We start from the raw sequence: 26,587 nt of genomic DNA on the forward strand, positions 1-26,587 counted from the left end.
CACCCGCACCGCCGGTCCGACGGATGATGACCGGGGGCGGGCCGCGATGACCGTGCGCGTCGGGGTGCTCGCCCTGCAGGGCGACGTGCGCGAGCACTCCCGCGTCCTGGCGGCCCTCGGCGTCGAGCCGGTGCCGGTGCGCCGACCGGGCGACCTCGACGCCGTCCAGGGCCTGGTCCTTCCCGGCGGCGAATCGAGCGTCATCGACAAGCTCGCACGGGCATTCGGAATGCGGGAGCCGATCCGGGCGGCGATCGCGGAGGGGATGCCGGTCTACGGCACCTGCGCGGGCCTCATCCTGCTCGCCGCTCGCATCGCGAACCCCATCGTCGGGCAGGAGAGCTTCGGCGGCCTCGACGTCACCGTCCGCCGGAACGCGTTCGGCGGTCAGGTCGAGTCGTTCGAGACCGATCTCGTCGCGCACGGCTTCGACGCGCCGGTGCACGCGACCTTCATCCGCGCGCCGGTCGTCGTCGGGACGGGTCCCGACGTCCAGGTGCTGGCGTCGCTGCCCGAGTCGGCCGGCGGAGGCATCGTGGCCGTGGCGCAGGGGAACCTCCTCGCCACTGCCTTCCACCCCGAGGTGTCGGGCGACACCCGGTTCCACGAGATGCTCCTCGCGCGCATCCGCGGGCGTGAGGTCGGCGGCGCCCGCTAGCCTGCAGTCATGACCAGCTGGGTGGCGCTCCTGCGCGGTGTCAACGTCAACGGCGTGACGATCCGGAACGCCGACCTCGCCGCGGTGTTCCGCGACGAGGGGCACGCGGACGTCGTGACCGTACTCGCGAGCGGGAATGGCCGGTTCAGGGCGCAGGCCGAGGCGGCCGATCGCTCCGCACTGAAGGCGTCGATCGAGGCCGCGCTGCGCCGCCGGTTCGACTACGACGCGTGGATCGTGCTCGTCACCCTCGACGAGCTCGCCGCCGCGCTCGAGGGTTTCCCGTTCGACGCCGCGGACGCCGACCGCCAGCCGTATGTCATCTTCTGCGCCGATGCCGGCGTGCGGGACGCGCTGATGGATGCCGCGGCGACGGTCGATCCCGCCGAGGACCCGAACGGCGCCGGGTTCGGCTTCGTCTACTGGAGCCCGGTGAAGGGTCACACGGTGGACAGCCCGTTCGGGAAGATCGTCGCGAAAGCGGCCTACCGGCAGACGACGACCACGCGGAACCTCCGCACGCTGGCCAAGATCGTCGGGTGACGCCGACGACGGGCGGATGATGCCGAGGGCCGCAGGCCCGTAAACTGGGCGTCATGTCCGGACACTCCAAATGGGCCACGACCAAGCACAAGAAGGCGGTCATCGACTCGCGCCGTGCCAAGTCGTGGGCGAAGCTCATCAAGAACATCGAAGTCGCCGCCAAGCTCGGCGGCGCCGACCTGGCCGGCAACCCGACCCTGTACGACGCCGTACTGAAGGCGAAGAAGACCTCGGTCCCCAAAGACAACATCGACCGCGCCATCAAGCGCGGCGCGGGCATCGGCGGCGAGTCGGTCGAGTACACCTCGATCATGTACGAGGGGTACGGCCCGAACGGTGTCGCCCTGATGATCGAGTGTCTGACCGACAACAAGAACCGCGCCGCCGCGGAGGTGCGCACCGCCCTCAGCCGCAACGGCGGGACGCTCGCCGATCCCGGTTCGGTCGCCTACAACTTCACGCGCAAGGGCGTCATCGTCGTCTCGGGTGAGGGAACCACCGAGGACGATGTCATGCTCGCCGTGCTCGAGGCCGGCGCCGAAGAGGTCGAGTCGCACGCCGACGGGTTCGAGGTCATCACCGAGGCGACCGACCTCGTGCCGGTGCGCTCCGCGCTGCAGGACGCGGGCATCGAGTACGAGTCGGCCGATGTCGAGTTCGTGCCGAACCTCAAGGTCGAGATCGACGCCGACACCGCGCGCAAGGTGTTCCGCCTGATCGACGCGCTGGAGGACAGCGACGACGTGCAGAACGTCTTCAGCAACTTTGACCTCTCCGTCGACGTGCAGGCGGAGCTCGAGGACGACGAGTAGGAGCTGACGCCGCAACCCTGATGCGCAGACGCGCCGCACCTCGCCGGTGCGGCGCGTCTCGCGTCTGGCGTGCTGTGCCGCGGCGCGTCACGCCGCCGAGGCGGCGCGCCCGCACGTAGCGTGGGGGAGTGGCATCCGCTCTTCGCGTGCTCGGCATCGACCCGGGCCTCACCCGTTGCGGCGTCGGCGTCGTCGACGTCGCGCGCGACCGCTCGGCGACGCTCGTGCACGTCGGTGCCGTGCGATCGGGCAGCGAGCTGCCGATCGGCGAACGCCTGGCCGTGATCGCGGCGGGCCTTCGATCGGTGCTTGCCGCGCACCGCCCCGACGTCGTGGCCGTGGAGCGCGTGTTCGCGCAGCAGAACCGCGCCACGGTGATGGGCACCGCGCAGGCGAGCGGGGTCGCACTGCTGCTCGCCGCCGAGCACGGCCTGCCTGCGGCGACCCACACGCCCTCCGAAGTGAAGGCCGCGATCACCGGCTACGGCTCGGCGGACAAGCTGCAGGTGCAGACGATGGTCGCGCGTGTGCTGCGCCTCGACGCGCTGCCGCAGCCGGCCGACGCCGCCGACGCCCTCGCCATCGCGCTCTGCCACGCGTGGCGTCGCGGCTCTGCGACGCCGGGCGCCTCGGGCGCGCTCACCCCCGCGCAGCGCGCGTGGGCCGACGCCGAGCGCGCGGCCGCCCGGCGATGACCGTGGCGGTGGACGCGCTCTGATGCGGTCAGTCCTGCACCTCGAGACGCCCCGACGCGTGTCGCTCGAACAAACGTCCGAACCGGGTCGTAGGCTGACGGGATGATCTCCTCGCTGCGCGGCTCGGTGCTGCATGTGGATGCCGAGTCGGCCATCGTCGAGGTGGGTGGCGTCGGGTTCGCCGTCGCCGTGCCCGCCCCGCTGGCCCGCACGCTGCGGGTCGGCGACGAGGCGTTTCTGCACACGAACCTCGTCGTCCGCGACGACGCGCTCTCCCTGTTCGGCTTCGCTGAGCGCGGCGAGCTCGAGACGTTCGCGCTGCTGCTCAGCGTGTCTGGCGTCGGACCCAAATCGGCCCTCGGGGTGCTGTCGGCGCTGTCGGTCGACCAGATCGCCGATGCGGTCGCGGCAGAGGACGACGCGCCGTTCCGGCGCGTGTCGGGCATCGGGCCGAAGACGGCCAAGCTCATCGTCGTCCAGTTGGCGGGAAAGCTGCACGCCGCACCGCGCGGCGGGGGCGATGCGGGCGGCGCCGCGCCCACCGCGATCGCGGCGCAGGTCGTCGCCGCGCTCGTCGCGCTCGGCTGGAGCGAGCGGGTCAGCACCGAGACGGTGCACGAGATCGTCGGCGGAGCCTCGGCGGCCGAGCGCGCCGCCGTGCCCGCTCTGCTGAAGCTCGCCCTCGCTCAGCTGGGCCCGAGCAGGACGGAGCGCACGGGTGTCTGACGCATTCCCCGGGAACGCCGACCGCGACGCCCCGCACGACCCCGCCGCTCCCGAGGACGAGTCGGAGCTCGCCGTCGAGGGGGCGCTCCGCCCGGGCTCGCTCGCCGAGTTCGTCGGTCAGCAGAAGGTGCGCGGGCAGCTGCAGCTGCTGCTCGACGCCGCCCGCATCCAGCAGCGCCCGCCCGACCACATCCTGCTGTCGGGACCTCCCGGCCTCGGCAAGACGACCCTCGCGATGATCGTCGCCTATGAGAGCGGCCGCCCGCTGCGGCTCTCGTCGGGGCCCGCGATCCAGCACGCCGGCGACCTCGCGGCGCTCCTGTCGAGCCTCGTGCCCGGCGAGGTGCTGTTCATCGACGAGATCCACCGCATGGCGCGCTCCGCCGAGGAGATGCTGTACCTCGCGATGGAGGACTTCCGCATCGACATCATGGTCGGAAAGGGCGCGGGCGCGACGAGCATCCCGCTCGATCTGGCGCCGTTCACCCTGGTGGGCGCGACGACGCGGTCGGGGCTGCTGCCCAACCCGCTCCGCGACCGCTTCGGCTTCACCGCGCACCTCGAGTATTACGAGCCCGACGAGCTCGAACGGGTGATCGCCCGCTCGGCGAACATGCTGGGCGTCGAGGTGCCGCCCGCCGCGCGTGACGAGATCGCCCGACGCTCGCGGGGCACACCCCGCATCGCGAACCGCCTGCTCCGGCGCGTGCGCGACTACGTCATCGTGCACGGCGATCAGTCGACGACCTCATCGACCTCGACGCGCGGAGCGGCAGGGGGTAGGGCGGCGACCGAGAGCGACGTGCACGCGGCCCTCGACCTCTACGACGTCGACGCGATCGGCCTCGACCGGCTCGACCGCGCCGTGCTCGACGCCGTGGTGCGCCGGTTCCGCGGCGGCCCGGTCGGCCTGTCGACCCTCGCCGTCACGGTCGGCGAGGAGGCGGAGACGATCGAGTCGGTGGTCGAGCCCTACCTCGTGCGCATCGGATTCCTCGGCCGCACCCCGCGCGGGCGCATCGCGACGCCCGAGGCCTACGCGCACCTGCGCGTGCCACAGCCGGGCGAGGCCGCGATCTTCGATGACCTATAGATCTTCGATGACCTATAATCGCTGAAGGCTTCTGCCGCCCTCTTCGCGCCGATCGGCGCGCACTCGAAAGGTCGTTCCCATGGATTGGATCCTGCTCGTCGCGATGGCGGCGCTGCTCGTCTTCATGTTCTGGAGCTCGCGCCGTCGCGCGGCCCGGATGAAGGCCGAGCAGGAGGCGAAGTCGCGGGCGATGCTGCCCGGCGTCAAGGTGCTCCTCCAGGGCGGCCTGTACGGCACGCTCGTCGAGTACGACGGTGAGGACCTCTCCAAGTCGGCGCGTGTCGAGCTGGCCCCCGGCATGGAGGTCGAGGTGCACAGCCAGGCCATCCTCCGCGTGGTCGACGAGACCGAGGAGACCGTCAGCGAGGACGAGTACCTGCAGGCGGAGTCCGACCAGGCCGAGTACGCGGCCGATGTCGCCGACGGCGGTCTGTCGTCGCTGAGCGACGACCAGGAGCGCGAGCGCGCGAAGGCCGCGGATGCCTCGGCATCCACCGACGCGGCGGCGAGCGACCTCACCGCCTCCGACGTCGACCCTCGCGACAAGCCCCAGTCCTGACGCGCGCCGCCGCGGCGGCGTCCCCCGAAGAAAGCTGAGCCTTTCGTGGCCACTCCCACCCCTGTGCGTCACGCGTGGCGCGCACTGACTGCGCTGCTCGCGATCGTGGTCGTGCTGTTCGGCATCAACGCGATCGGCGTGTACGTCGTCGGCAAGAGCTCGTGGCTGCCGTCCCTCGCCCTCGACCTGCAGGGCGGCACGCAGATCATCCTCGAGGCGAAGACGCCCGACGGCTCGAACCCGACGTCGGAGCAGATGGATCAGGCCGCGTCGATCATCCGGCAGCGCGTGGATGCCTCGGGTGTCGGCGAGACCGACATCACGACGCAGGCGGGCAACCAGATCGTCGTGCAGATCCCCGGCCAGGCCGACGACGAGACCCGCGACCGCATCACCGCCTCGGCGCAGATGCAGCTGCGCGCCGTGCTCTACACGACCGCCGCGAGCACGTCGTACGTGGGCGAGGACGGCAACCAGACGCCGTACCCCACCCCCGACCCGGGACTCGCGTCGACCCCGACGGCGTCGCCGACCAACGGCAGCGACCTCAACTGGGTGACGCCGGCCCTGCAGGCCCGCTTCCTCGCGTACGACTGCGCCGACGAGGCGAACGACCCGGGCAACGAGCCCAAGGACCAGCCGCTCATCGCCTGCAACCCCGCAGGAACCGAGAAATACATCCTCGGCCCGGTGGAGCTCGACGGATCGTCGATCACCGACGCCACGGCGGGCATGGACACGCAGAACGGCCAGTGGGTCGTCAACGTGGTGTTCGACGCGGACGGCGCGAAGACCTTCGGCGAGGTCAGTCAGCGCCTGTACGCCTACACGCAGGCCGGCACCACGCCGCAGAACCAGTTCGCGTTCGTGCTCGACGGCAGCGTGATCTCCGCCCCGTCGATGAACGGCGTGATCCTCGACGGCAAGCCGCAGATCAGCGGGTCGTTCGACCAGGACAGCGCGAAGGTGCTCGCCGATCAGCTGAAGTACGGCGCGCTGCCGCTCAGCTTCGAGGTGCAGAGCTCGAACTCGATCTCGGCGACCCTCGGCTCGCAGCAGCTGCAGATCGGTCTCATCGCCGGCCTCATCGGTCTGGCGCTCGTCGCCCTCTACTCGCTGATCGTCTATCGCGCGCTCGGCTTCGTGATCATCGCGTCGCTCGCGGTGATGGGCGTGCTGACCTACATCACGCTGTGCATCCTGGCCTGGCGCATGGGCTTCCGCCTGTCGCTGGCCGGCGTCGCGGGCCTCATCGTCACGATCGGCTTCACGGCCGACTCGTTCATCGTCTACTTCGAACGCATCCGAGACGAGCTGCGCGACGGCAAGTCGATCACGGCAGCGGTCGAGGACGGCTGGGGTCGGGCCAAGCGCACGATCTACATCTCGAAGTCGATCAACATCCTCGCCGCCGTGGTGCTCTACATCCTCGCGGATGCCACGGTGAAGGGCTTCGCGTTCACGCTCGGCCTCACGACGGTGATCGACATTCTCATCTTCATCCTGTTTACCCACCCGGTGATGCAGCTGCTCGCGCGCACTCGCTTCTTCGGCGGCGGTCACCCGCTCTCGGGGCTCGACCCGGAGGCGCTCGGCGCGGTGTACCGCGGTCGCGCGCAGTTCCGTCAGCCGGTCGCGGCGTGCGTCGGAACCGGCGGCGCGGCACGGCGTGCGGGGCGCTCGCGCGGCGAGGCCGAGCGGCGCCAGACCATCGCGGAACGCAAGCAGGCGGAGCTCGCCGCCAGCAGTCGCAAGGCGACGGAGGGGGACGACTGATGCGCTCCATGAACGAGCTCGGCAACGACCTCTACACCGGCAAGACCTCCTTCCCGTTCGTCGGGCGACGGAAGCTCTGGTTCATCATCGCCGCGGTTCTCGTGATCGGTGCGGCCCTCGTGCCGCTCATCCGCCCCGTGCAGTTCTCGATCGAGTTCACCGGCGGATCGCAGTTCACCGTCAGCGGCCTGTCGAGCCCCGATCAGACCGTCGCCACCGACGCGGTGCGCGAGGTCGTTCCCGGCGCGAACACGAAGGTCACGACGATTGGCACGACCGAGGGCGAGCAGTCGCTCCGCGTGCAGACCGACCAGATGACCGACGCCGAGACGCGGGCGGTCAGCGCGGCTCTCGCCGAGGCGTTTCAGGTGCCCGCCGACGAGGTCAGCTCGTCGTTCATCGGCCCCAGCTGGGGGCAGGATGTCACGCGCCAGTCGCTCTGGGGCCTCGCGATCTTCCTCGCGCTCACCTTCGTGATCCTCGCGCTGTACTTCCGCACCTGGAAGATGTCGGTCGCCGCCATCATCGGCCTGATCGACGTGCTCGTCATCACGATCGGGGTGTACGCGCTGTTCGGCTTCGAGATCTCGCCGGCGGCGGTGATCGGCTTCCTCACGATCCTGTCGTACTCGCTGTACGACACGACCGTCGTGTTCGACAAGATCCGGGAGAACACCCGCGCCGGCGAATCGTCGGGGCGCACCTTCGGCGAGTCGGTGAACCTCGCGGTGAACCAGACTCTCATCCGCTCGATCAACACAACGGTGGTCGCCGCGATCCCGACCGGAGCGATCCTGTTCATCGGCGCCCTGTGGCTCGGTGCGCAGACCCTCACCGACATCTCGCTGTCGATCTTCGTCGGCACGATCGTCGCCGCGTACTCGACGCTGTTCGTCGCGGCACCGCTCTACTCGCTGCTGCGCGAGAACGAGCCGGCGATCAAGGAGCGCGACGCACGGGTGCTCGCCGCGCGCGAGCGCGCCGCCGTCGAGGTGTGAGCGGACCGACGTTCGCCCGGGCATAGGATTGTCGGATCGCAAGGGGAGGTGAGCGGATGACCGAGACGGTGCCCGTGCCCGCTTCGGCCGCCCCGGGAAGCGCCCCCGCGCCGCAGGGCTCGTCGCTTCGCCGTCTCGTGCCGCGGATCTTCTCGCGCACGCCCTCGCGCAACGGCGTCGAGCAGCTCGTGCGGATCGTCCGCACACACCACCCCAAGGGCGACGTCGCGATCATCGAGCGCGCATATCAGACTGCTTCCCGCGCGCACGCGAGTCAGAAGCGCCAGAGCGGCGAGCCGTACATCACCCACCCGCTCGCGGTCGCCCAGATCCTCGCCGACCTCGGGCTCGGTCCGCGCGCGATCGCCGCCGCGCTCCTGCACGACACGGTGGAGGACACCGACTACAGCCTCGAGCAGCTGACCGCCGACTTCGGCGACGAGGTCGCGATGCTCGTCGACGGGGTGACCAAGCTCGACAAGGTCAAGTACGGCGACGCCGCGCAGGCCGAGACCGTGCGCAAGATGATCGTCGCGATGTCCAAGGACATCCGCGTGCTCCTCATCAAGCTCGCCGACCGGCTGCACAACGCGCGCACCTGGGGCTTCGTGCCGCCCGAGAAGGCCGCCAAGAAGGCGACCGAGACCCTGGAGATCTACGCTCCGCTGGCCAACCGCCTCGGCATCCAGGCGGTCAAGAGCGAGCTCGAAGACCTCTCCTTCGCGGTGCTGCACCCGAAGCTCTACGCCGAGATCGACAGCCTCGTCAAGCAGCGCACGCCCCAGCGCGAGGAGTACGTGCACACCGTCATCGACGCCGTCGAGTCGGACCTGCGCGACCTCCGCATCCGCGGACGGGTGATGGGACGGCCCAAGCAGCTGTACTCCGTGTACCAGAAGATGGTCGTCCGCGGTCGCGAGTTCGACGACATCTACGACCTCATCGGCATCCGTGTGCTCGTGGCGACGGTGCGCGACTGCTACGCGGTGCTCGGCGCGATCCACGCCCGCTGGACCCCCATCCCCGGGCGCTTCAAGGACTACATCGCGACGCCGAAATTCAACCTGTACCAGTCGCTGCACACGACGGTGATCGGCCCCGGCGGCCGCACGGTCGAGATCCAGATCCGCACGAACGAGATGCACCAGCAGGCCGAGTACGGTGTGGCCGCGCACTGGAAGTACAAGGAGCGGATGGCGGGGAAGACCCCCGACACCAAGTCGGTCGACGCCGACATGGCCTGGCTCGCGCACATCTCCGACTGGCAGGCGGAGACCGCCGACCCGGGCGAGTTCCTCGACTCGCTGCGCTTCGAGATCGGGGCGAAGGAGCTCTACGTCTTCACGCCGAAGGGGCGCGTGATCGGCCTTCCCGCCGGCGGCACCCCCGTCGACTTCGCCTACGCCGTGCATACCGAGGTCGGCCACCGCACGATGGGCGCGAAGGTCAACGGCCGCCTCGTGCCGCTCGACACGCCGCTGAACTCCGGCGACGTCGTCGAGGTCTTCACCTCGAAGAACCCCGACGCCGGCCCGAGCCAGGACTGGCTCTCGTTCGTGAAGTCGACCCGCGCGCGCAGCAAGATCCGCGGCTGGTTCACGAAGGAGCGGCGCGAAGAAGCGGTCGAGCAGGGCAAGGAGGCCATCGCGCGCGCGATGCGGCGGCAGAACCTGCCGCTGCAGCGCCTGATGAACCAGGACTCGTTCACCGACGTCGCCCACCAGCTGCGCTACGAGGACGTCACCGCGCTGTACGCCGCGGTCGGCGAGGGGCACGTCTCCACGCAGTCGGTCATCGAGAAGGTGACGGCGCTCGTCAGCTCGCAGGAGGACACCTCCACCGGTCCGATCGAGATCCCGCACGTCGGGCGCTCGAAGGCGCCGCGCGGGGGAGACTCCGGCGTGCTCGTGCGCGGGGCGCCCGACATCCTCGTCAAGCTCGCGAAGTGCTGCACGCCGGTGCCGGGTGACGAGATCGTCGGCTTCGTCACGCGGGGGAGCGGCGTGTCGGTGCACCGCGCCGACTGCACGAACGTGCGCTCGCTGATGGATGACCCGGACCGGATGATCGACGTGTCGTGGGCGCCCACGACCAAGAGCGTCTTCCTCGTGCACATCCAGGTGGAGGCGCTCGACCGCTCGGGCCTGCTGAGCGACATCACGCGGGTGCTGAGCGAGCACCACGTCAACATCCTCTCCGCCTCGGTGCAGACCAACGACGACCGCCTGGCGCTCAGTCGCTACGTCTTCGAGATGGGCGACATCGTGCACCTCGACCGGGTGCTGAACGCGGTGCGCCGCATCGACGGGGTCTACGACGTCTACCGCGTCACGTCGTCCTGACCGTCTCGGAGGCCGCGGGAGTCACCGCGTCCGCACGCTCGCGCAGCATCGCCAGCGCGGCGCGCTTGAAGTGCACGGCGCCCGCGCGTTCGAGCACCGCCACCGCCTCGGCGGCGAGCTCGGGGCGCCAGCGCAGCAGCGCGTCGACGTGGGCGCCCGAGACCTCGCCGCTGTGCTGAGCGCGGGCGAGGTCGGCGAGGGTCTGGGCGGGCGTGGTCACCCAGATGCCGCCGACCCGTTCGTCGACCCCGGGCGGGAGCGGATGGTCGTGGTACACCAGCCGCGCGTCGAGCAGCTGGTGCGGTCGCACGGCGGACCGGCGCTGCACGGCGTGCCGGGTCGGGGCATCCATCACCGCGCCGTGCACCCACGCCGCGCTCGCGCGCACGACGGTGAGGAACGGCGGGATGAGCCGGCGCAGCGACGCGGCACGCAGCTCGCGGGTCTCCACGGCGTCGGCGGGCATGTACGCCTCGCCGACTTCGACGAGGTCGCCGTCGAGGCGCGCGCCGGTCAGCTCCGCACGCGACAGGGGGTCATCGGCGAAATACAGGAACGGCCAAGACATGTCTGGCAGTGTGCCACCGCGGGCGCGCCCAGAGGGTCTCGGCGATGGATCTGTGGAGGAACGCGCGCCGAGCGCTCAGCCGCCGAGCGCCTTCAGCCAGCTCTTGCGGGCCTCGAGCGCCTCGGTCGCCTTCGCGATGGCGGCGGCGTTCTTCGACGCCTTCGCCTTCTCGAGATCGGCCTCGAGCCCCGAGATCGCATCGCGCAGCTGCTGCGTCATATCGTTCTGACGCGCCGTGGTCTCCGGGTTGTTGTTCTTCCACGCGGCGTCTTCGCGCGCCTTCAGCGCCTGCTCGATCTTGCGCAGGTCGTCGTCGAGCGCACGCTCGGCCTCGCGCGGGTAGACGCGGCCGATCTCGTCCCACTTCCGCTGGATGCCGGTGAGGATCGTGCGGGCCTTCGCGTTGTCCTTCTCGGCGCGGACGGCGGCCGCCTCGTCGAGGAGCGCCCGCTTGGCCTCGATCTTCTCCTTCGACGCCTCGGCGTCGGCGAGCTCGCGCCCGGCGCGGGCGGCGTAGAGCGCGTCGCCGGCCGCCTTGAAGCGCGCCCAGAGTGCGTCGTCGGCCTTCTTGCCGGCGCGGCCCGAGAGCTTCCACTCGTCGAGCAGGGTGCGGTAGGCGCCGATGCCGTCCTCGCCGCGGCTGGCGAGCGCCTCGGCGCGCTCGACGAGACGCGCCTTCGAGTCGCGCGCCGACTTGTGCTGCTCGTCGAGGCCGGCGTAGAACTCGCGGCGGTGCTTGTCGAGCGTCGCCCGCGCGTCGCGGAAACGCTTCCAGAGCTGCTGGCCGGTCGCCTTCGGCAGGCGCGGGCCGGATGCCTGGTGGGCCTGCCACTGCTCGAACAGGGCCGTCACCTCGGCGCTCGTCTGCTTCCACTGGATCGACTTCGGGTCGCGCGCGGCGATCGCCTCGATGCGCTCGACGAGCGCGGTGCGCTCGGCGATGGCGGCGTCGACGGCGGCGCGCTGCGCCTGCGCCTCCTCGGCCGAGGCCTCCGAGAGCGCGGCATCCAGCGCGGCGAGCCGGGCTTCGAGTGCGGCGAGGTCGCCGACGGCGGCGGCACCGACGACGCGCTCGCGCACGGCGCGCGAGGTCGCACGGAGGTCCGACGCCGAGGCGCCGCCGGCACGGTGGCGGGTCTCCAGCAGGGTGACCTCGCCGGCGAGATCGGCGAACTTGCGCTCGAAGTAGGCGAGGGCCTCGTCAGGAGTGCCGTCGGGGTACTGGCCCACGACGCGCCATTCGGAGCCCTCGCGCACCGAGACTGTGCCCTCGTCGTCGACGCGGCCGAAGGGCTCCGCGCTGGCGGGCGTCTGCGGCGCGGGAGCGCGGCGTGCGGGCGGGCGGGGGACCGGAACGCGACCCGGGGTCGGGGCAGGTGCGGGCACCGGCGCGGGGGCGTGGCTCGGCGCGGCCTCGAGCTCGACGGCCTGCTCGACGACCTCGCCCTCGACGATCTCCTCGGCGACGACGTCGGGGGCCTCGGTCTCGCCCTCGACGACCTCGATGCGCACGATGTCGATCGCGGTCGAGGAGGTGTCGGTCGCCGCGGGCTGCGCCTCGTCGGCGGCGGAGTCGTCGGTGGACTCGCGTGCGACGGGCTCGGCGGCGGCCGCTTCGTCGTTCGCGGGAGCAGTGGCGTCAGTCACAGGTAGCACCTCGTCGCGGATCGCGCCGCGTGGGGGTCGAGCGACGGGCGGCGCAGCAGGTGCTCCGTCCGGTCGGCACGGGAGTTCGGTCGGCCAACAGCCTATACGTCGCGCGCCCCGCGCACCGCGGGGGCCGCGATCACGGCGTGGGTGTCGGCGTCGGAGTCGGCAGCTCCGTCGTGGTGGGTTCGGGCGCCGGCGTCGTCGACGACGTGGGCGACGGCGTGGGCGTGGGCTCGGGGGTGCCCGGGCCGACGGTGAAGTAGGCGACCTGTGCGGCGATGATCGCGACGAGAAGCACACCGCCCGCGACACCCGCGACGAGGTTGTCGCGGCGGCGGCGCGCGGTCAGGCTCTCGTGGAACTCCTGACGCGCACGGTACGCGCGGGCGCGCTCCCGCTCGTCGCGCGACTGCTTCTTGCCTGCACCGTTCGCCACGGATTCCTCCTCGCAGCACCGGTCGTCGGAGCCGCATGAATCCTATCCCGGCGGGCCTCGGTCGCCCGTGCGGCCCGGTGTCGGCCCCCGCGGTTAGCCTGGACGGGTGGCACAGGCATCCGCGCTCTTCCAAGGTCAGACACCGCTGGCCGTGCGCATGCGTCCCACCTCGCTCGACGAGGTCGCCGGGCAGGGCCATCTGCTGCGGCCCGGCTCTCCGCTCGTCGCTCTCGCCGACCCGGCCGGCACCTCGAAGAACACGGTCTCGGTGATCCTCTGGGGGCCGCCCGGCACCGGGAAGACGACGCTCGCCCAGGCGATCGCGCGCACGTCGGGGCGGCGCTTCGTGGAGCTGTCGGCGGTGACGGCGGGCGTCCGCGACGTGCGCGAGGTGATGCAGGATGCCATGACGCAGCGCGACCTCTACGGCGCGTCGACGATCCTCTTCCTCGACGAGATCCACCGCTTCACGAAGGCCCAGCAGGACGCCCTTCTGCCCGGGGTGGAGAACGGCTGGGTGATCCTCATCGCCGCGACGACCGAGAACCCGTCGTTCTCGGTGATCTCGCCGCTGCTCTCCCGCTCGCTGCTGCTCACCCTGCAGCCCCTCACCGACGACGACCTCGGCGCGCTCGTCGACCGTGCCGTCGGCGATCCACGCGGGCTCGCCGGCGAGGTGACGCTCGACCCTGCCGCGCGCTCCGCGATCGTGCAGCTCGCCTCGGGCGACGCCCGGCGGGCTCTCACCTCGCTCGAGGCCGCGGCGGCGATGGTCGCGCCGGCGTCGGATGCCGCGGAGGACGGCGAGAGCCCCGCAGAAGCCCCGACGGATCGGCCGGTGATCACCGCCGACGTCGTCGCGCAGGCCGTCGATCGGGCGCTCCTGCGCTACGACAAGCAGGGCGACGAGCACTACGACGTCATCAGCGCGTTCATCAAGTCGATCCGCGGCTCCGACGTCGACGCGGCCATCCATTACCTCGCGCGCATGATCGAAGCCGGCGAAGACCCGCGCTTCATCGCACGGCGACTCGTGATCTCGGCATCCGAGGACATCGGCCTGGCCGACCCGCAGGCCCTCGTCATCGCGGTGGCCGCGGCCGACGCCGTGGCGTTCATCGGCATGCCGGAAGGGCGCATCCCGCTCGCCGAGGCGACCGCGTACCTCGCGACGACCGCGAAGTCGAACGCGGCGTACGTCGCGATCGACAAGGCGATCGCCGATGTGCGTGCGGGCGGGTTCGGCCGCGTACCCCCACCGCTGCGCGATGCGCACTACCCCGGCGCCAAGCGGCTCGGGCACGGCAAGGGGTACATCTACCCGCACGACCTCGAGGTCGGGGTGGCCACCCAGCAGTACCTGCCCGACGAACTGCGCGGACGGCACTACTACGAGCCGACCGGGCGCGGGCTCGAACGCGACATCGGGGCGCGCGTGGAGAAGATCCGGAAGATCCTCGGCGACTGAGCCCGGCGAGACGGGACGCCGCGCGCCGCGGTGCGAGGATCGATGCCATGGACGACGCTCGCATCCCGCACTGGCAGCTCCTCGGCAGCACCCCGATGTTCGACGGATACACGCGCGTTCGGCGCGACACCTACCGCCTCCCCGACGGGTCGGAGTCGGACTGGGACCTGCTCGAGCAGGGCGACACCGTCGCGGTCGTCGCGTTCACCACCGCGGCCAGCGTGCTGGTTTTCGAGCAGTTCCGGGTCGGCCCCGCCCGGCCGATCGTCGAGCTGCCCGGCGGGCTGATCGACCCCGGCGAGAACGCGCTCGAGGCCGGCGCCCGCGAACTCCTCGAAGAGACCGGGTTCGCGGCCGCAGCGCTCTTCGACGCGGGCAGCGAATGGGCAGGCGCCAACTCCACCCGCCGGAAGTCCGTCGTCATCGCCGCCGGATGCCGCCGTGTCGCCGAGCCCCGATGGGAAGCGGGCGAGACCGGGAGGATCGGCGAGCTCGAGGCATCCGCCCTCGTGCCGCACCTGCTCTCCGGCGCGCTCAGCGACGCCGGGGCCGCCCTGCGGGGCCTCCACGTGTTCGCCCGCGCCGAGCTGACTGACCCGCCGCTCGTCGCGCTGCAGGCGCGCGTGCGCACACTGCTCGACCCCGCCACCGAACGGCCGGGGGACACTGACGCCGGGGATCCGTTCGATGCGTTCTGGAGTGACGTCGACCTCAGCGACGCGGATGCCGCCCGTACCCTCCTCGAGGAGACGATCCGCGCCGCGGAGGCGAGCCCCGCGCGCATCGACTACGAGCGGGCGTCGCTGCACGACTCGCTCGGCGAAGAGGATGCCGCGGTGCCGCTCTACCGCGCCGCGCTCGCGGGCGGCCTCGAACCCGCCCTCCGCACGCAGGCGACGATCCAGTTCGCCAGCACGCTCCGGAACGTCGGCGACGCGTCGGGCGCGATTGCGCTGCTGCGCGACGTGCCGGGGGATGATCCGCTCATCGCCTCGGCGCGGGCGTTCCTCGCCCTCGCCCTGCACTCCGACGACAAGCCCGTCGACGCGCTGCGGGTGGCGCTCCAGACCCTGGCGCCGCGCCTGCCGCGTTACCAGCGGGCGGTCGGCGCCTACGCCGGAGAGCTGGCGAAGCCCGACCGCGTGCGCGCGATCTCCGTCGGAGTGCTCGTCCGCGGCGATGAGGTGCTGCTGGAGGCGTACCCGGCGAACGACCGGCACGCCGAGTTCCTCCGGGCGCCCGGCGGCGGGATCGACTTCGGCGAGTCGGCCGAGGAGGCGCTGCGCCGCGAGTTCGCCGAGGAACTGGATGCCACGCTCGAGCACGTGCGACCGCTCGCGGTCACGGAGAACATCTTCGACGGCGCGGGCGCTCGTGGCCACGAGGTCGTGCACGTCTACGCCGTGGAGAGCGCGGACCTCGCCGGCCTGCCGAGCGGGGATCGACTCGCCGTGCGGGACAGCCACACGACGGTCGGCTGGTACGACCTCGCCGCGCTCCGCCGCGGCGGCGTGTCCGTGTACCCCGTGGGAGTGCTCGACCTGTTCGGGTGAGCGTGTGTCAGGCTGTCCGCGTGTCTGCCTTCGCTCTCGGCGTGATCTCGGTCGTGCTGCTGAACCTCTACGCGGTCGTGCTCGTCGTGCTGCGATCGCGGGTGTACGGCGTGCCGCTGTACCGCCCGATGCTCCTGAACGTCGCGCTGTCGTCGCTGCCGGTGCTGCTCGCGATCGTGTTCGGGCTGGGGTTGATCGTGCTGACCCCGGTGTTCGGGGCGATCACCGAACGCCTCTCGGGAGCGGGCGCGGTGTTCCTCTGGGCGTACCTGCTGACGGCGACCGTCGCGTGGCTGCTGCTCTTCCCGAACTCGGTGTACCTCATCACCGAACTGAACTTCAGTCACCGCTCCGAGGTCACTCCCGTGCCGCTCTGGTACGACATCGTGCAGACCCTCGCCCTGACGCTCTCCGGCATCGCCAACGCCGTACTGAGCCTCGGCGTGGTGCAGCTCGTGTACATCGTGATGGTCGACGCGGCCGGGGGCGGGATCCCCGCCGGCAGCTGGGTCTTCGCCGCCGTGATCATCGTGCTGGGCGCCGTCGGTGTGTACCTCGGGCGCTACCTGCGGCTGAACAGCTGGGATGCGCGGCATCCGGGCTCGCTCCTGCGGAAGCTCCGCGCGCACCTCGGACAGCGCGGCAAGGCGCTCGAGGCGTTCGGGTTCGTGCTGACCCACGCCCTTCTCATCGGGCTGCTCTACGTGCCGCTGTTCACCCTCGCCTGGTCGGCGCTGCGCTCCACCGCCGGTTGAGGCCCCGGGGACCCGCTCTGATAGCATGGGGTGGCTCGAAACCGGTTTTCGGGCATCCCCTCTCTTCTTCACCGACCTTCCGGCATGCCCCGGCGTGCAGTCCGGACAGGGCGAGGAGAGGCGATACGTCCGCGAGGCGCGACAGTCGCGTCCGCGTAACGAAAGGAACACTTCGTGGCTACGAAGTCTCAGGACCGCCGCAAGGTGCGTCTGTCGCGCGCCCTCGGCGTCGCGCTCACCCCGAAGGCCGCCAAATACCTCGAGAAGCGTCCGTACGCTCCGGGTGAGCACGGCCGCACCAAGCGCAAGCAGGACAGCGACTTCGCCGTCCGCCTTCGCGAGAAGCAGCGTCTGCGCGAGCAGTACGGCATCCGCGAGAAGCAGATGCGCAACACCTTCAACGAGGCCCGCCGCAAGGACGGCCTGACCGGTGAGAACCTGGTCGAGCTGCTCGAGATGCGTCTCGACGCCCTCGTGCTGCGTGCCGGCTTCGCCCGCACCACCGCGCAGGCCCGCCAGCTCGTCGTGCACCGTCACATCCTCGTCGACGGCCAGCTCGTCGACCGTCCGTCCTTCCGTGTGAAGCCGGGCCAGCTCATCCACGTCAAGGAGAAGAGCGAGGCGCTCGAGCCCTTCCAGGTCGCCGCCGCCGGTGGCCACGCCGAGGTGCTGCCGAACGTTCCCGGCTACCTCGAGGTCGAGCTCGACAAGCTGCACGCGAAGCTCGTGCGTCGTCCCAAGCGCGCCGAGGTGCCCGTCACGTGTGACGTGCAGCTCGTCGTCGAGTACTACGCCGCGCGCTGAGCGGATCCGCTCCACCGCACAGGTGCACGGAAGGCGTCGGGGTTCACCCCCGGCGCCTTCCGGCGTTTACGGCCTAACATGGATGCCATGAAGAGCTTGCTGTGGTTCGTGCTGGGACTGGCGGGGGGCTTCGTCGCGGCCCACCTCGTGAACAAGGACCCGCGCGGCCACGAAGCGCTCGTGGAGGTCGACGCCCGCATCACCGAGTTCACCGACCGCATCGGCGAGGCCTACCGCGCGCAGGAGGCGAAGATCGACGGCATCGCCGCCGAGGTGAAGGATGCCGCGGCGAACGCCCTCGGCGCCGCGAAGGACGCCGCCGCCGACGCGATCGACGCGGCGGGAGACGCGGCATCCACCGCCGCCTCCGCCGCCAAGAAGACGGCCGCCCAGCTCACCGACTGACCCCGGCACATCGCCGCGCCCCACGGGGGCGCGGGTGCCGCATGCCCGAGGACCCACTCATGAAGACCGCCGAGATCGCGAAGCGCTACCTGACCTATTTCGAGAAGAACGGGCACACGATCGTGCCCTCCGCACCGCTGGTCAGCGACGACCCGGCGCTGATGTTCGTGATCGCCGGCATGGTGCCGTTCATCCCCTACCTCTCCGGTGACGTGCCGGCGCCCTACAAGCGCGCCGCGGACAACCAGAAGTGCATCCGCACGAACGACATCGAAGAGGTCGGCAAGACGCCCCGCCACGGCACCTTCTTCCAGATGCTCGGCAACTGGTCGTTCGGCGACTACTTCAAGGAGGGTGCGATCCGCTACGCCTGGGAGCTCCTGACGAGCCCCGAAGCGGACGGCGGCCTCGGCTTCGACCCGAAGGACCTCTGGGTCACGGTGTACGAAGAGGACGACGAGGCCCACGACCTGTGGCGCGAGATCGCCGGGCTTCCCGAGGAGCGCATCCAGCGGCTCGGCAAGGACACGAACTACTGGTCGACGGGTCTTCCCGGCCCCGCCGGCCCCTGCTCGGAGATCTTCTTCGACCGCGGCCCGGCCTACGGCATCGACGGAGGACCGGCGACCGACGACGACCGGTACGTCGAGATCTGGAACCTCGTGTTCATGCAGTACGAGATCACGAACGTGCGCTCGAAGTACGACTTCGAGATCGTGGGGGAGCTGCCCGCACGCAACGTCGACACCGGCATGGGCCTCGAGCGCATCGCCTTCCTCAAGCAGGGCGTCGAGAACATGTACGAGACCGACCAGGTGCGCCCCGTGCTCGATCGGGCAGTGGAGCTCTCCGGCAAGACGTACGGCGCGAACCACGACGACGACGTGCGCTTCCGCGTGGTCGCCGACCACGTGCGCTCCTCGCTGATGCTCCTGAGCGACGGCGTCACGCCCTCCAACGAGGGGCGGGGGTACATCCTTCGCCGCCTGATGCGCCGGGTCATCCGCGCGATGCGTCTGCTCGGCGTCGAGGGCCCGACGTTCGCGGAGCTGTTCGCCGCGTCGCGCGACGCGATGAAGGAGGCGTACCCGATCGTCGAGATCGACTACCCGCGCATCTCGCAGTACGCCCTCGCCGAGGAGGCGACGTTCCTGCGTACGCTCGCCGCCGGGTCGGAGAACCTCGACGCCTCGATCGCCGCGGCGAAGGGCGCCGGCCGGGAGCGCATCGACGGTGCGGAGGCCTTCCTGCTGCACGACACCTACGGCTTCCCGATCGACCTCACGATGGAGATCGCCGAGGAGGCCGGGCTGCGTGTCGACCGCGACGCGTTCGACACGCTCATGCAGGAGCAGCGCGCGCGGGCCAAGGCCGACGCGCGCTCGCGCAAGCGCCAGCTCGCCGACACGAGCGTCTACCGCGACCTGCGCGCGCAGGGCGAGACGGTCTTCACCGGGTACACCGACCTCGAGACCGCCTCGACGGTGCTCGGCATCCTGCACCACGGGGTGCCGGTCACGCGCGCGTCGGCAGGACAGATCGTCGAGGTCATCCTGGCCGAGACGGCGCTCTACGCCGAGAGCGGCGGACAGGTCGCCGACAAGGGCGTGATCGTCGGCCCCGGCTACGAGCTCGAGGTCATCGACGTGCAGCGGCCGGTGCCGGGCCTCGTGAGCCACACCGTCGAGGTCACGAGCGGCGAGGTGGGCGTCGACCAGCCCGCGACGAGCGTCGTCGACGCGGTGAACCGCCGCGCCGCCCAGCAGGCGCACTCCGCGACGCACCTCGTGCACGCGGCGCTGCGCGACACGCTCGGCAAGAGCGCGACGCAGACCGGTTCGCTCAACCGCGCCGGCTACCTCCGCTTCGACTTCTCGTGGGGTCAGGCGCTGTCGGATGCCACGAAGAGCGAGATCGAGGAGATCGCCAACGTCGCCGTGCGCGACAACCTCGAGGTGACCACCCGGGTGCTCTCGCTCGACGAGGCGAAGGCCGCCGGCGCGATGGCGCTGTTCGGCGAGAAGTACGGCGAGACGGTGCGGATGGTCGACATCGGGGGGCCGTGGTCGCGCGAGCTGTGCGGTGGCATCCACGTCGCCTCCAGTGCCGAGATCGGCCTCATCAACGTCATCGGCGAGTCGTCGGTCGGCGCGTCGAACCGTCGCGTCGAGGCGCTCGTCGGCCAGGACGCCTTCCGCGAGCTCGCCACCGAGCGCGCCATCGTCGCGCAGCTGACCTCGTCGCTGAAGACCCCGAAGGACCAGCTCGCCGCGCGGATCGCCCAGCTCTCGGCGAACCTGAAGGCCGCCGAGAAGAAGATCGCGCAGTTCGAGGCCAAGGCCCTCGAGGGGCGCGTCCCCGCCCTTGCCGCCGCGGCGACTGCCTCCGGCCCGTTCCGCGTAGTCACCGAGTCGGTGGGCACTGCGGCATCGGGAGACGACGTGCGCACGCTGGCGCTGCAGGTGCGCGAGCGCGTGGGCGCCGACGCCGTCATCGCCCTCGGCGCGGAGGTCTCCGGTCGCCCGGTCGTGATCGTCGCCACCGGCGAGGCGGCTCGTGGTGCCGGCGCCAAGGCGGGCGTGCTCGCCAAGGCCGCGGCCGCCGCGCTCGGCGGCGGCGGAGGCGGACGCGACGACGTCGCTCAGGGCGGTGGTACGGATGCCGCGGCGCTGCCCGCAGCGCTGCGGGCCGTCGCCACGGCACTGGAGACCGCGAGCGCGTGAGCGGCTTCCGCCGCGGCGTGCGGATCGGCATCGACGTCGGCAAGGCCCGCGTCGGGGTCGCGCGGTGCGACCCCGACGGCCTGCTGGCGGTTCCCGTCGAGACCGTGCCGCGGAACGAGGCATCCATCGCGCGCATCACGGCGCTCGCGTCGGAGTACGACGCGTTCGAGCTGCTCGTCGGCCTGCCGGTGAGTCTCGCGGGCAACGACACCGCCTCGACGGACGACGCGCGCACGTTCGCGGCCGAGCTCGGAGCCGCGTCGGGCCTTCCGGTGCGCCTCGTCGACGAGCGGCTGAGCACCGTCACGGCGCATGCGGCGCTGCGAGGTGCCGGGCGCTCTCAGCGATCGTCTCGTAGGATTGTCGACCAAGTCGCCGCAGTGGTGCTGCTCCAGCAGGCCATCGACGTCGAAAAGGGCACCGGTACCCCGGCCGGTGAACCTTCGCCAGACCCTCAGGAGCCCGCCTGATGCCCGAAACGCCGCCGAACGACGACCCGTTCGCGGAGCTGTTCAGCCGCTTGCCGACCGCACCGTCGCGAGATGCGGCGGCCACGCCGCGCGCCGCGGCGCGAGCTGACACCGCGCCTGGCGCGGGTGAAGACACACCCGCCGCCGGTGAGCGCGTCGCCGCGCGCGGTGCGGCTACCGCTGCCGGCTCTCCGGATGCTGCCGCGTCCGCCTCGCCCGACCCCGCCGAGGGCGCCGCCCCGGCGCCGCGCTCCCGTCGCGCGGCGCGTGAGGCCGCGCAGGCCGCGGAGCGGACGTCCGCCGATCAGTCCGCACCGGCGTCGCAGGAGTCCGTCGCGACGGCGCCGCAGGAGGCGGCAGCGCCCCAGTCGCAGGAGCCCGCCGCGACGGCGCCGCAGGAGGCCGCGCCGGCGCCCGTCTCGGCCGCGTCGGCGGTCGGCACCCCCTCTGCCCCGCAGGCCGCGCCGCCCCCCGAGAAGCCCGCCCGCGCCGTGTCGGCGGCGCCCGCCGCCGGTCCGGCACGCCGCACCGCCGCGGCGCCCGAAGAACCGGCGGCGGCCAAGACGCCGCTGCCCACCGCGGCGGCGGCATCCGCCCCGGCGGCGGGAGGCCGCACGCCGCAGACCCTCGACGCGCTGTTCGAGTCGTCGCACGACGATGACGAGCACGCCCGGACCGCACGTCACCACCGCGAGCGGCGCAAGGGGCGCATCGCCGCCTGGGTGATCCTCGGCGTGGTGCTGGCGATCCTCGGGGGCATCGTCGCCGGCGGCTTGGCGGTGTGGAACACCTACGAATCCCAGATCCGCTCATTCATGGGCTGGGAAGAGCCGAAGGACTACGAGGACGGGATCGCCGAAGGCGAGGCGACCGTCACGATCGTGTCCGGCGACACCGGGGCATCCATCTCGACCTCGCTCTACCAGGCGGGGGTCACGAAGACCGATGAGGCGTTCTACGACTACCTCATCTCGACCGGGCAGAACCCCGAGTTCCAGCCGGGTGTCTACACGCTGAAGCAGAAGATGACCTCGGCCGCCGCGCTGACGATGCTCGAGGATCCGGCCAGCCGCCGCGAGAACACCGCGCAGCTGCCCGAGGGGCTCACGATGGAGTCGACGCTCATCCGGGTCTCCGACGGCACGGGCATCCCGCTCGCCGACCTCCAGGCCGCCGCGGCCGACCCCTCGGTCTACGGCGTGTCCGCCGCGTCGCTCGAGGGATGGCTCTTCCCGGCGACGTACACGTTCGACCCCGACACGACGCCGCAGGAGGTGATCAAGACGATGGTCGACCGCACCGTGCAGTCGCTCGACGCGGCCGGCGTGCCCGTCGACCAGCGGGAGCGCATCCTGACCGTCGCCTCGATCATCCAGCGCGAGGCGCGGTTCACGGCCGACTTCTACAAGGTCTCGCGCGTCATCGAGAACCGCCTCGCCCCGGACAACGACGAGACCCACGGCTACCTGCAGATGGACTCGACCGCCCAGTACGGGTACAGCGAGATCAACAAGGGCACCGCGAGCTCGTCTGCCGAAGCACTCGAGAACGACAACCCGTGGAACACATACGTCCACCCCGGGCTGCCGATCGGGCCGATCGCGAACCCGGGCGATGTCGCCATCGATGCGGCGATGCACCCCGCCGACGGGCCCTGGCTGTACTTCGTCACCGTCAACCTCGACACCGGCGAGACCGTCTTTACGACGACCTACGCCGAACACGAGAAGGCCGTGGCGCAGTGGCAGGAGTGGTGCTCGGCCAATGACAGCGACGACTGCTGACGCGCCCGGCACGCCCGGGGCGGAGGCATCCGTCCTCGAGGTATGGGGTGACCCCATCGCGCACAGCCTTTCGCCGCGCCTACACGCCGCGGCGTATCGCGAGCTCGGCTGGGCGTGGCAGTACGGGCGTCGGCGGGTGGCGGCGGACGAGTTCGCCGCCGAGATCGCCGGGCTGGGCCTCGCCTACCGGGGGCTGTCGATCACGTTCCCACTGAAGGCCGAGGCGTTCGCCGCGGCGACGCGCCTCGACGAGACATCCGTGCTGACCGGTGCGGCGAACACGCTCGTTCTGCGCGGCGGGGAGCGGCTCGGATTCAACACTGACGTCGACGGCCTCGTCGCCGACCTGACCGAGCAGGGCGTGGCCGGTCTCGCCGAGGCGCGGATCGTCGGCGCGGGCGCGACCGCGACCTCCGCGCTCGTGGCCCTCGCGCGCCTGGGCGCCGACCGCGTCGAGGTGCTCGCCCGGCGACCCGAGGCGGCGGCGCCGCTCGTCGGCCTCGGTGAGCGTCTCGGTGTCGGGATCTCCGTCGCCACCCTGCTCGGGTCCGACGGGGGGCCGGTCCCGCTCACGCTCTCGACGCTGCCGGGCGGGGCGGAGCTCCCCGCCGACGCGGCGGCGCGCCTCGCGGGCGACGGCGGGCTGCTGTACGACGTCGTGTACGGCCACTGGCCGACGGTGCTCGCCGATGCGTGGCAGCGCGCGGGCGCCCCGGCGGTCGACGGGCGCGGGATGCTGCTCCAGCAGGCGGTGCGGCAGATCCGCGCGTTCGCGACCGGCGAGGTCACTGAACCGCTGCCGCGGGAGCAAGACGTCGTGGCCGTCATGCGCTCCGCGCTCATGGAAGACTAGAGGGATGCTCCGCGTGCTCACGGCCGGCGAATCGCACGGCCCCGAACTCGTCGCCTTCATGGAGGGCCTGCCGGCCGGCGTGCCGATCTCGCGCGCCGCCATCCAGCAGGACCTCGCCCGCCGCAAGCTCGGCTACGGCCGCGGGTCGCGGATGAAGTTCGAAGAGGACGAGCTGACGATCTCGGCCGGTGTGCGCCACGGACTGTCGATCGGCAGCCCCATCGCGCTTCGCGTCGGCAACACCGAATGGCCCAAGTGGACCGAGGTGATGAGCGCCGAGCCCGTCGAGCTCACTGACCGCTCCCGCGGGCGGGGCGCTGCGCTCACCCGGCCTCGGCCGGGGCACGCCGACCTCGTCGGCATGCAGAAGTACGGATTCGACGAGGCGCGGCCGATCCTCGAGCGCGCGAGCGCCCGCGAGACGGCGGCCCGGGTCGCCCTCGGCGCGATCGCCCGGTCGTTCCTCGGCGAGCTGGGCATCCGCCTCGTGAGCCACACCCTCTCGATCGGACCGGTGCGGGTGCCCGACGGCGCCGCTCTGCCGACCCCCGACGACGTCGACGCACTGGATGCCGATCCGCTGCGCTGCTTCGACGCCGCGACCTCCGCGGCGATGGTCGCCGAAGTCGACGACGCGAAGAAGGACGGCGACACGCTCGGCGGGATCGTCGAGGTGCTGGCCTACGGCGTGCCGCCCGGGCTCGGATCACACGTGCAGTGGGACCGGCGGCTCGACGGGCGCCTCGCGCAGGCGCTGATGTCGATCCAGGCGATCAAGGGCGTCGAGGTCGGCGACGGCTTCGAGACCACCCGTCGCCGCGGCTCCGCCGCGCACGACGAGCTGTTCGCCGCGGACGGCGGCATCACCCGCGCCTCCGACCGCGCCGGCGGCACCGAGGGCGGCATGTCCACCGGCACCGTCTTGCGCGTGCGGGCGGGCATGAAGCCGATCGCGACCGTGCCGCACGCCCTCCGCACGATCGATGTCTCGACCGGCGAGGCGGCGACCGCGCACCACCAGCGCTCCGACGTGTGCGCGGTGCCCGCCGCGGGTGTCGTGGCCGAGGCGATGGTCGCGATCGTGCTCGCCGAGGCGGTGCTGGAGAAGTTCGGCGGCGATGCGCTTATCGAGACGCGCCGGAACCTCGAGAGCTTCCTCGCGGCCATTCCCGAGGAGCTGCAGACGGCGGCGGACAGCGACGCCGCGCTCGCATGAGCGCGCGGGCGATCGTGCTGATCGGCCCGATGGGGGCCGGCAAGACGAGCGTCGGGCGGCGGGTCGCTCGCGCGCTCGAGGTGCCCTTCGCGGACACCGACAAGATCGTCGCGCGCGACCACGGGCCGATCCCCGACCTGTTCGAACGGCACGGTGAAGAGCATTTCCGCGCGCTCGAACGCGACGCCGTGGCCGAGGCTCTCGGGCGGGGCGGCGTCGTCGCGCTCGGCGGCGGCGCCGTGCTCGATCTCGAGACCCGCGAGCGGCTGCGGGCGCACCGCGTCGTGCTGCTGACGGTGCAGCCGCACACCGTGGGATCGCGCATCGGCGGCGGGGGACGTCCGCTGCTCGCCGGCGAGGACCCCATCGCGCGCTGGACCCGCATCTACGAAGAGCGGCGCGGCGTCTACGAAGACGTCGCCGACTTCGCCCTCGACACCTCGACCGGACCCCTGTCCGACGTCGTCGCGACCATCGTCGCCTGGGCGCGGGCCGAGGAGTCCGCCCCGGCATCCACGGAAGAGACCGCATGACCACTCCGACCCCCGCATCCACGCCTCCCGAGCAGTCCGGCGAGACCACCGTCATCTCCGTCGCCGGCGACCAGCCGTACGACATCACGATCGGCCGAGGCATCCTGCCGCTCGTGGGGGAGGCACTGCCCGAGGCATCCCGCAAGGTGCTCGTCGTGCACCCGCCGACCCTCGCCGCGCAGGCGGCGGAGCTGCGCACGCTGCTGCAGGAGTCGGGGGAGCGTCAGGTGTTGCTCGCTGAGATCCCCGACGCCGAGTCGGGCAAGCGCGTCGAGGTCGCCGCGTTCTGCTGGCAGGTGATGGGGCAGGCCGATTTCACGCGGACCGACGTCGTCGTCGGCTTCGGCGGGGGAGCGGTGACCGACCTCGCCGGTTTCGTCGCCGCCACGTGGCTGCGCGGCGTCGCCGTCGTGCAGGTGCCGACGACGGTGCTCGGCATGGTGGATGCCGCGGTCGGCGGCAAGACCGGCATCAACACGAACGAGGGCAAGAACCTCGTGGGGGCGTTCTGGCCGCCGCGCGCGGTGATCTGCGACCTCGCGCTGCTCGACACGCTGAGCCGCAACGAGCGGGTCGCCGGGTTCGCCGAGGTCGTGAAGGCCGGGTTCATCTGGTACCCCGAGATCCTCGATCTGATCGAGGCCGACCCCGAAGCCGCGGTCGACCCGCAGAGCGCCGCGTTCCGTCGGTGCATCGAGCTGGCGATCCAGATGAAGGCGCGCGTCGTCGGCGAGGACCTCCGCGAAGCGGGGTTGCGCGAGGTGTTGAACTACGGGCACACGCTCGGGCACGCGATCGAGCACGCCGAGCGCTATCAGTGGCGGCACGGTGCGGCCATCTATGTCGGCATGATGTTCGCCGCGGAGCTCTCGCGTCTGGCTGGACGGCTCTCGGATGCCGCGGCGCAGCGCCACCGCGACATCCTGGAGCTGCTGGGGCTGCCGACGAGTTACCGCGCCGGGGCCTTCCGGCAGCTGCTCGCGACGATGCAGCGCGACAAGAAGACTCGCGGCTCGATGCTGCGCTTCATCGTGCTCGACGAGATCGGCAAGCCGACGGTGCTGCAGGCGCCCGACGAGTCGCTGCTGTTCGCCGCGTATCAGGAAATCGCGGACTGACGGGTCTGTTTGCGGGCGCTGGTGCGCGGGGTGTCTCGCTCATTGGTCG

Annotated in this window: 25 protein-coding genes; 22 read left to right on the top strand and 3 right to left on the bottom strand. The window is 71.5% G+C overall.

The features are described 5' to 3' along the window. Positions 1 to 46: 46 nt before the first annotated feature. From pdxT to FHX68_RS03095, 10 genes are all read left to right on the top strand, one after another. Positions 47 to 658, top strand: coding sequence for a pyridoxal 5'-phosphate synthase glutaminase subunit PdxT (pdxT, locus tag FHX68_RS03050; RefSeq protein WP_141380659.1), 612 nt, complete (start codon positions 47 to 49; stop codon positions 656 to 658). 9 nt (positions 659 to 667) lie between these two features. Further along, on the top strand, positions 668 to 1,201 hold the full coding sequence (locus FHX68_RS03055) for a DUF1697 domain-containing protein (RefSeq protein ID WP_141380660.1): 534 nt from the start codon (positions 668 to 670) through the stop codon (positions 1,199 to 1,201). A 53-nt stretch (positions 1,202 to 1,254) separates the two neighbouring features. Next, positions 1,255 to 2,013, top strand: a complete 759-nt coding sequence (locus FHX68_RS03060; RefSeq protein ID WP_141380661.1) for a YebC/PmpR family DNA-binding transcriptional regulator — start codon at positions 1,255 to 1,257, stop codon at positions 2,011 to 2,013. Between the two features lie 128 nt (positions 2,014 to 2,141). Then, on the top strand, positions 2,142 to 2,708 hold the full coding sequence (gene ruvC / locus FHX68_RS03065) for a crossover junction endodeoxyribonuclease RuvC (RefSeq protein ID WP_141380662.1): 567 nt from the start codon (positions 2,142 to 2,144) through the stop codon (positions 2,706 to 2,708). A 102-nt stretch (positions 2,709 to 2,810) separates the two neighbouring features. Continuing rightward, a complete protein-coding gene (gene ruvA, locus FHX68_RS03070) occupies positions 2,811 to 3,434 on the top strand; it encodes a Holliday junction branch migration protein RuvA (RefSeq protein WP_141380663.1) in 624 nt (207 codons plus the stop codon). Further along, on the top strand, positions 3,427 to 4,527 hold the full coding sequence (gene ruvB, locus FHX68_RS03075) for a Holliday junction branch migration DNA helicase RuvB (protein ID WP_141380664.1): 1,101 nt from the start codon (positions 3,427 to 3,429) through the stop codon (positions 4,525 to 4,527). Before ruvA ends, ruvB begins: the two co-directional genes overlap by 8 nt. 79 nt (positions 4,528 to 4,606) lie before the next feature. Beyond that, positions 4,607 to 5,086, top strand: coding sequence for a preprotein translocase subunit YajC (locus tag FHX68_RS03080; RefSeq protein ID WP_141380665.1), 480 nt, complete (start codon positions 4,607 to 4,609; stop codon positions 5,084 to 5,086). 45 nt (positions 5,087 to 5,131) lie between these two features. Continuing rightward, complete coding sequence (gene secD / locus FHX68_RS03085) at positions 5,132 to 6,862, top strand: protein translocase subunit SecD (RefSeq protein ID WP_141380666.1); 1,731 nt, start codon at positions 5,132 to 5,134, stop codon at positions 6,860 to 6,862. Continuing rightward, positions 6,862 to 7,860, top strand: a complete 999-nt coding sequence (gene secF, locus FHX68_RS03090; RefSeq protein ID WP_141380667.1) for a protein translocase subunit SecF — start codon at positions 6,862 to 6,864, stop codon at positions 7,858 to 7,860. The genes secD and secF overlap by 1 nt, the downstream gene beginning before the upstream one ends. A gap of 56 nt (positions 7,861 to 7,916) precedes the next feature. Further along, positions 7,917 to 10,202 carry a RelA/SpoT family protein gene (locus FHX68_RS03095; RefSeq protein WP_141380668.1) on the top strand — a complete coding sequence of 762 codons (2,286 nt, stop codon included), beginning with the start codon at positions 7,917 to 7,919 and terminating at the stop codon, positions 10,200 to 10,202. On the opposite strand, the gene FHX68_RS03100 is transcribed toward FHX68_RS03095, so the two are convergent. The 3 genes from FHX68_RS03100 to FHX68_RS03110 form a co-directional block, all read right to left on the bottom strand. After that, positions 10,189 to 10,770, bottom strand: a complete 582-nt coding sequence (locus tag FHX68_RS03100; protein ID WP_141380669.1) for an SAM-dependent methyltransferase — start codon at positions 10,768 to 10,770, stop codon at positions 10,189 to 10,191. The genes FHX68_RS03095 and FHX68_RS03100 overlap by 14 nt on opposite strands. A gap of 75 nt (positions 10,771 to 10,845) precedes the next feature. Further along, positions 10,846 to 12,417: a DUF349 domain-containing protein gene (locus tag FHX68_RS03105; RefSeq protein ID WP_307723059.1), complete on the bottom strand. Its 1,572-nt coding sequence runs from the start codon at positions 12,415 to 12,417 to the stop codon at positions 10,846 to 10,848. Positions 12,418 to 12,556: 139 nt separating this feature from the next. Then, positions 12,557 to 12,856 carry a dioxygenase gene (locus FHX68_RS03110; protein ID WP_141380670.1) on the bottom strand — a complete coding sequence of 100 codons (300 nt, stop codon included), beginning with the start codon at positions 12,854 to 12,856 and terminating at the stop codon, positions 12,557 to 12,559. A gap of 157 nt (positions 12,857 to 13,013) precedes the next feature. Between FHX68_RS03110 and FHX68_RS03115 the strand changes: the two genes are divergently transcribed. The 12 genes from FHX68_RS03115 (at position 13,014) to aroB (ending at position 26,538) form a co-directional block, all read left to right on the top strand. Then, positions 13,014 to 14,324 carry a replication-associated recombination protein A gene (locus tag FHX68_RS03115; protein ID WP_141380683.1) on the top strand — a complete coding sequence of 437 codons (1,311 nt, stop codon included), beginning with the start codon at positions 13,014 to 13,016 and terminating at the stop codon, positions 14,322 to 14,324. Positions 14,325 to 14,371: 47 nt separating this feature from the next. Further along, positions 14,372 to 15,877, top strand: a complete 1,506-nt coding sequence (locus FHX68_RS16105) for a tetratricopeptide repeat protein (RefSeq protein WP_141380671.1) — start codon at positions 14,372 to 14,374, stop codon at positions 15,875 to 15,877. A gap of 20 nt (positions 15,878 to 15,897) precedes the next feature. Next, positions 15,898 to 16,632 (top strand): DUF1361 domain-containing protein, encoded by a 735-nt coding sequence (locus tag FHX68_RS03125; RefSeq protein WP_141380672.1) that lies wholly within the window; start codon positions 15,898 to 15,900, stop codon positions 16,630 to 16,632. A 174-nt stretch (positions 16,633 to 16,806) separates the two neighbouring features. Then, a complete protein-coding gene (gene rpsD, locus FHX68_RS03130; RefSeq protein ID WP_141380673.1) occupies positions 16,807 to 17,436 on the top strand; it encodes a 30S ribosomal protein S4 in 630 nt (209 codons plus the stop codon). 87 nt (positions 17,437 to 17,523) lie between these two features. After that, a complete protein-coding gene (locus tag FHX68_RS03135) occupies positions 17,524 to 17,841 on the top strand; it encodes an ATPase (protein WP_141380674.1) in 318 nt (105 codons plus the stop codon). Between the two features lie 59 nt (positions 17,842 to 17,900). After that, positions 17,901 to 20,564: an alanine--tRNA ligase gene (gene alaS / locus FHX68_RS03140; protein WP_141380675.1), complete on the top strand. Its 2,664-nt coding sequence runs from the start codon at positions 17,901 to 17,903 to the stop codon at positions 20,562 to 20,564. Continuing rightward, positions 20,561 to 21,034 carry a Holliday junction resolvase RuvX gene (gene ruvX / locus FHX68_RS03145; RefSeq protein WP_141380676.1) on the top strand — a complete coding sequence of 158 codons (474 nt, stop codon included), beginning with the start codon at positions 20,561 to 20,563 and terminating at the stop codon, positions 21,032 to 21,034. Before alaS ends, ruvX begins: the two co-directional genes overlap by 4 nt. Beyond that, a complete protein-coding gene (mltG, locus tag FHX68_RS03150; protein WP_229661553.1) occupies positions 21,034 to 22,818 on the top strand; it encodes an endolytic transglycosylase MltG in 1,785 nt (594 codons plus the stop codon). Before ruvX ends, mltG begins: the two co-directional genes overlap by 1 nt. Continuing rightward, positions 22,799 to 23,671 (top strand): shikimate dehydrogenase, encoded by an 873-nt coding sequence (locus FHX68_RS03155; RefSeq protein WP_141380677.1) that lies wholly within the window; start codon positions 22,799 to 22,801, stop codon positions 23,669 to 23,671. Before mltG ends, FHX68_RS03155 begins: the two co-directional genes overlap by 20 nt. A 4-nt stretch (positions 23,672 to 23,675) precedes the next feature. Next, positions 23,676 to 24,887: a chorismate synthase gene (gene aroC, locus FHX68_RS03160; protein WP_141380678.1), complete on the top strand. Its 1,212-nt coding sequence runs from the start codon at positions 23,676 to 23,678 to the stop codon at positions 24,885 to 24,887. Then, positions 24,884 to 25,420 carry a shikimate kinase gene (locus tag FHX68_RS03165; protein ID WP_141380679.1) on the top strand — a complete coding sequence of 179 codons (537 nt, stop codon included), beginning with the start codon at positions 24,884 to 24,886 and terminating at the stop codon, positions 25,418 to 25,420. The genes aroC and FHX68_RS03165 overlap by 4 nt, the downstream gene beginning before the upstream one ends. Then, a complete protein-coding gene (gene aroB / locus FHX68_RS03170) occupies positions 25,417 to 26,538 on the top strand; it encodes a 3-dehydroquinate synthase (RefSeq protein WP_141380680.1) in 1,122 nt (373 codons plus the stop codon). The genes FHX68_RS03165 and aroB overlap by 4 nt, the downstream gene beginning before the upstream one ends. The last annotated feature ends 49 nt before the right edge of the window (positions 26,539 to 26,587 follow it).

The organism is Microbacterium lacticum, assembly GCF_006716815.1.
GTDB lineage: Bacteria > Actinomycetota > Actinomycetes > Actinomycetales > Microbacteriaceae > Microbacterium > Microbacterium lacticum.